Source organism: uncultured Methylobacterium sp., assembly GCF_964251405.1.
In the GTDB taxonomy this organism is placed as follows: Bacteria; Pseudomonadota; Alphaproteobacteria; order Rhizobiales; family Beijerinckiaceae; genus Methylobacterium.
This window is the reverse complement of sequence record NZ_CAXUJR010000045.1, coordinates 6,374-10,426: the sequence shown is the minus strand read 5'-3', so window position 1 is coordinate 10,426 and position 4,053 is coordinate 6,374. Positions and strand designations below refer to the sequence as shown.

Annotated in this window: 4 protein-coding genes; 3 read left to right on the top strand and 1 reads right to left on the bottom strand. The window is 70.6% G+C overall.

Going from position 1 to position 4,053, the window contains the following annotated elements; genetic code table 11:
• Nucleotides 1-230: 230 nt before the first annotated feature.
• Nucleotides 231-509 (bottom strand): hypothetical protein, encoded by a 279-nt coding sequence (locus ACFE7U_RS10155; RefSeq protein ID WP_375409601.1) that lies wholly within the window; start codon nucleotides 507-509, stop codon nucleotides 231-233.
• 325 nt (nucleotides 510-834) lie between these two features.
• Here ACFE7U_RS10155 and ACFE7U_RS10150 point away from each other — a divergent pair, with 325 nt between their 5' ends.
• The 3 genes from ACFE7U_RS10150 to ACFE7U_RS10140 all read left to right on the top strand — a co-directional run bounded on the left by ACFE7U_RS10150 (nucleotide 835) and on the right by ACFE7U_RS10140 (nucleotide 3,932).
• Nucleotides 835-2,760, top strand: a complete 1,926-nt coding sequence (locus ACFE7U_RS10150) for an ATP-binding protein (RefSeq protein WP_375409600.1) — start codon at nucleotides 835-837, stop codon at nucleotides 2,758-2,760.
• A gap of 124 nt (nucleotides 2,761-2,884) precedes the next feature.
• Nucleotides 2,885-3,556 carry a peptidoglycan-binding protein gene (locus ACFE7U_RS10145; RefSeq protein ID WP_375409599.1) on the top strand — a complete coding sequence of 224 codons (672 nt, stop codon included), beginning with the start codon at nucleotides 2,885-2,887 and terminating at the stop codon, nucleotides 3,554-3,556.
• Nucleotides 3,557-3,590: 34 nt separating this feature from the next.
• Entirely contained in the window at nucleotides 3,591-3,932 is a 342-nt protein-coding gene (locus ACFE7U_RS10140) for a DUF1491 family protein (RefSeq protein ID WP_375409598.1), read from the top strand.
• Nucleotides 3,933-4,053 lie beyond the last annotated feature (121 nt).

The window sequence follows — 4,053 nt, the reverse complement described above, 5'->3', positions numbered from 1 at the left end:
TGGCCCGCGACCGCGAGCCGGGTTTGGTTTTCGAGGGCAGCCTGATCCATCCACCAGCGGCGGAGCTGTGGGGGTGATGGAAAGCGGGGTTTTGAACTGAGCTTCACGACGGTGAGCCGAACCATCGCTCCACCCAATCCGGTCATCCCAGGCTGCGCAGCAGAACTCGGGGATCATATGCGCCGAAGGTGTGGCTGGGTTCGCCCACGGCGCTGGCGCGGTAGCGACCGTCAGTGACCCTCGACCCCGCGCCAGGCCGGCTTGCGGTCGGCATCCGCGAGCGTGTCGCGGGAGGCCGGGAGGGCCAAGGCGCTGGCGAGATGGCGACCGGCCTGCGCCGTGCCCTCGCGGAGGGCGCGCTCGCGGATCTCCGGAGGAAGGGCTTCCCAGAGCGACGGCAGCGACGCCACGGACACGGGCGGCTGCAGGCCGGGATCCGGCGCGTCGCGGTTGGCCGCGCAATACGACAGGGCCGCGATCACCAGCGTTGCGCGAAGCAGAAACGACATTGGCTCGACCCGGACAGTCCCCGCAGCGACCTTCATGCAGGTCGTGGCTCAAGTAACGCGGCGTCACGTTAATATCGGCGTCCAGCCGGCCGGTAAAAACACCGAATGGTGAACGTCGTCTTGCCGGTCTCTATTCGAGGCCGTCATGCCCCGAAAGGAACCCGAGGCTGAAACACGCCCGGTCATTCTTCGGAAAGCATCCCACGACATCGCCTCCCCCTGTTGCAAGACTCGCTTAAGTCGCCTCTGCGACGGTTCCGCTCAGTCGAGTTCATGTCGAACCAAGGGGCGTCGGGGCTTCCGTCGAGGGAGCTTCGCGCTGTGAGTGTCGGTGTTGCGTATCTACAGTGCCCTGGCCTCCCTCATCGATGCGCGTCTCGCGGGGCTCGTCCATGAGTCCGTGTACGAAGACGCCAGCGTGCGGTTCCGGCACGAGCGCTTCCTGGTTTCCCGCCTGGCGACCGGCGCGCTGATGATGGTGGCGCTTCCGCCCTATCTCCTGTGGCGCGGGGTGCCGACGAGCATCGAGGCGGTGGCCATCGCGAGCCTGCTGCTTCCGGTCTGCGCCGCCGCCATCCTGTCGCGCACCGGCATCCTCTGGATCGCCCATGCGATCTCCTCGGCCGGGCTCGCCGGAGTCGTCGTGTCGATCGCCGCCATGACAGGCGGCGCGACCTCCGCGGCCGCGATCTGGCTCGTCGCCATCCCCCTCGAAGCCGTGGTTTCCGGCTCGCGCCGGGCGACGCTCGCGGCGGCGATCATCTCCGTTTTCGGCGCCCTCGCGATCGCCCTGCTGCCCGCCTGGACGCTCGGCTCGCCGATGCTCGACTGGTCGGCGAAGCTCGCCATGCCGGTCTTCGCCATCACGGCGATCGGCCATATCGCCGCCCAGGCGATCGATCACCTGCGCCGGGAAGGCCAGTGGCGGGCCAAGGCGCGCGACAACGAGCTGCGCGACCGCATGCTGCTCTCGGCGATCGACGACCTGGTGACCTGGCACGACGGCAACGGCCGCGTCCTCGAGGCGAGCGCCTCGGCCTCCAAGTTCGTCGGCGCCGATGCCGCCCGGCTGCGCGGGCACGGCCTCCTCGACCGGGTCCATGTCGGCGATCGTCCGGCCCTCCTGCAGACCCTGAGCGACGTCGCCGCCACCGGCATGCCGGCCAACGTCCAGTTCCGCCTCCATCTCGACGCTGCTGCCATCCGCGCCGAAGGCGCAGCCGGGTTCATCTTCGCCGAGATGCGCGCTCACCGGATCGAGGGCCGCACGAGCGGCGTCGCTGGCTCCACCGTGGTGGCCGTCACCCGCGACGTCACCGAGCACCGCCGTCATGCCGCCGAGCTCGAGCGCGCCCGGGCCGAGGCCGAGCGCGCCGACGAGGTCAAGAGCCGCTTCCTCGCCACCGTCAGCCATGAGCTGCGCACGCCGCTCAACGCCATCATCGGCTTCTCGCAGGTCTTGGCGGGGGAGGGGGCCATCGCCCTCGAACCCGAGCGCACCCGCGAATATGCCGGGATCATCGGCAGTTCCGGCCAGCACCTCCTCGAGGTCGTCAACACGCTGCTCGACATGTCACGCATTCAGAGCGGCCATTTCGATTATTCGCCGGAGACCATCGACATCGGTGCCCTGGTGCGGACCTGCTGCGACCTGATGCAGCTCAAGACCGAAGGGGCCGGAATCACCCTCGTGCGCACGGCGATCCCCGCCTCCCTCGAGATCAACGCAGATCCGCGCGCCTGCCGGCAGATGATGATCAACCTGCTCTCCAACGCCGTGAAGTTCACGCCGGCCGGCGGTCGCGTCGAGGTCGGGATCCGCCGTTCGGGCAACGGCCTCGACATCGTGGTGGCCGATACCGGGATCGGGATCGGCGAGGCCGACCTGCCCCGCGTCGGCGACCCGTTCTTCCAGGCCGGCGACGGCTATCGCCGGGCCCACGAGGGCGCGGGGCTCGGCCTCTCCGTCGTCCAAGGCCTCGTCGGCCTCCATGGCGGCAGCATCACGATCGAGAGCACCGTCGGGGACGGAACCACCGTGACGGTGACGTTGCCCCTCGATTGCGGCCGGGGCGGGCAGGATGCGGCTCCGGCGGCGATCCGCACCGGCCCGCGCCGGACGATGTCGGGGGCAAGCCTCCTGGCGCCGGCACGGCATGCGGCGGTCGCTCTACGGCGCCCCGCCGGGCTGTTCGATGCGGTGTCCGAGCCGGTGCGCGAGAGCTACGTGCCGACCCGGATGAGCGCATGACGGGCCGCCGCATCGAGACGTCGTCGGGGATGTCCGACTGCCGCGAGCGGGCCGGTCGCCCGCCGATCGCCGGAGCACCCCATTCGTGACCGTTCAGGGACACACCACGATGCGCGAGCCGGCCATGAGGCGCGATCAGCGCGAGATCGCCATTCCGTCCGACGCCCGCCCCCCCGCGCGGCGGCGCACGGTCTCGGGAGAGACGCGGCGCAGCGGCTGGGCCGCCCGGTTCGGGGTCCTCCTTGCCGCCGCGGGCTTCTGCAAGCGGCACCCCGGTGAGGTCCTCGGCGTCCTCTTGGCGGCCGGCGCCGCCGGTGCCGTCTCCCTGAACGCGCTGGGCTCCCAGACGGGCCGCCACCCCGCGCCGATCCTCGCCAACATGAATACCCGCCCCGCCGTCGCGCCGCCCTCGAAGAAGCCGATTGCCGATCGCGCCGGCGAGCGTCCCGTGGCGGACGCCAAGCCGGATACAAAGCCGGTCACCGAGGCGCGATCCGACACGCCGCGCCCGTCGGCCCGGGACGGCATCGCCGATCTCCTCAAGGCAAGCGAGCCGGCCCGGCCCGGCGACACCACCGCCTCGGTGACGCCCAAGGCGGAGGATTCGGTGCTCAAGGCGCAGCGTGCCCTGGTGAAGCTCGGCTACGGCCCGCTCGAAACGGACGGGGTGCTCGGCGCCGGGACGCGCGCGGCCATCGCGCGGTTCGAGAAGGACCGCAAGCTGCCGGTGAAGGGCGAGCCTGCCGGACGGACGCTTCGCGAGCTCGCCGCACGCGCCGGCCTGCCGCCCGGATAGCCTCCATCGCCCGGACCGGTGCTATAGCGGTCGCATGGCACGCCTGCGCTCCGACTTCTGGGTCTCCGCCCACCTGCGCCGCCTCGATGTGGAGGGGATCGCCGCCGTCCAGCGTCGGCGCGGGTCACCGGAGGCAGGGGCGATCTTCGTGAAGCTCGACCGCCTCGACGGATCGGCCGAACTCTACGGACCGGCGCCGCAATCATTGATCGATGCGGATTCTGGAGACGAGCGCCGCTTCGTCGCCCTGATGGTCGAGGCGTCTCCGCCCGATGTCGAGGCGCGGATCGCCAAGGAGATCCGGTTCGACGGAGATCTCTGGATCGTCGAGATCGATGACAGGGCAGGGCGCCACCGGCTCGATCTGGCCGAGTGACCGGTGATCCGCACGGATCCCGCTTTCGCCGGAACCTCAGGATGAGTGACGCATCCGCGTCGGCACGGCGGGCCGGACCGGCAGGCGTTGGTCGACCCGTTCGGGTCGGGTCCGGGCGGAA

Excerpts from the sequence above, each read along its gene's own strand:
- ACFE7U_RS10140 (WP_375409598.1), top strand. The coding sequence starts at position 3,591 with ATGGCACGCCTGCGCTCCGACTTCTGGGTCTCCGCCCACCTGCGCCGC.
- ACFE7U_RS10155 (WP_375409601.1), bottom strand. The coding sequence starts at position 509 with ATGTCGTTTCTGCTTCGCGCAACGCTGGTGATCGCGGCCCTGTCGTAT.
- ACFE7U_RS10145 (WP_375409599.1), top strand. The coding sequence starts at position 2,885 with ATGAGGCGCGATCAGCGCGAGATCGCCATTCCGTCCGACGCCCGCCCC.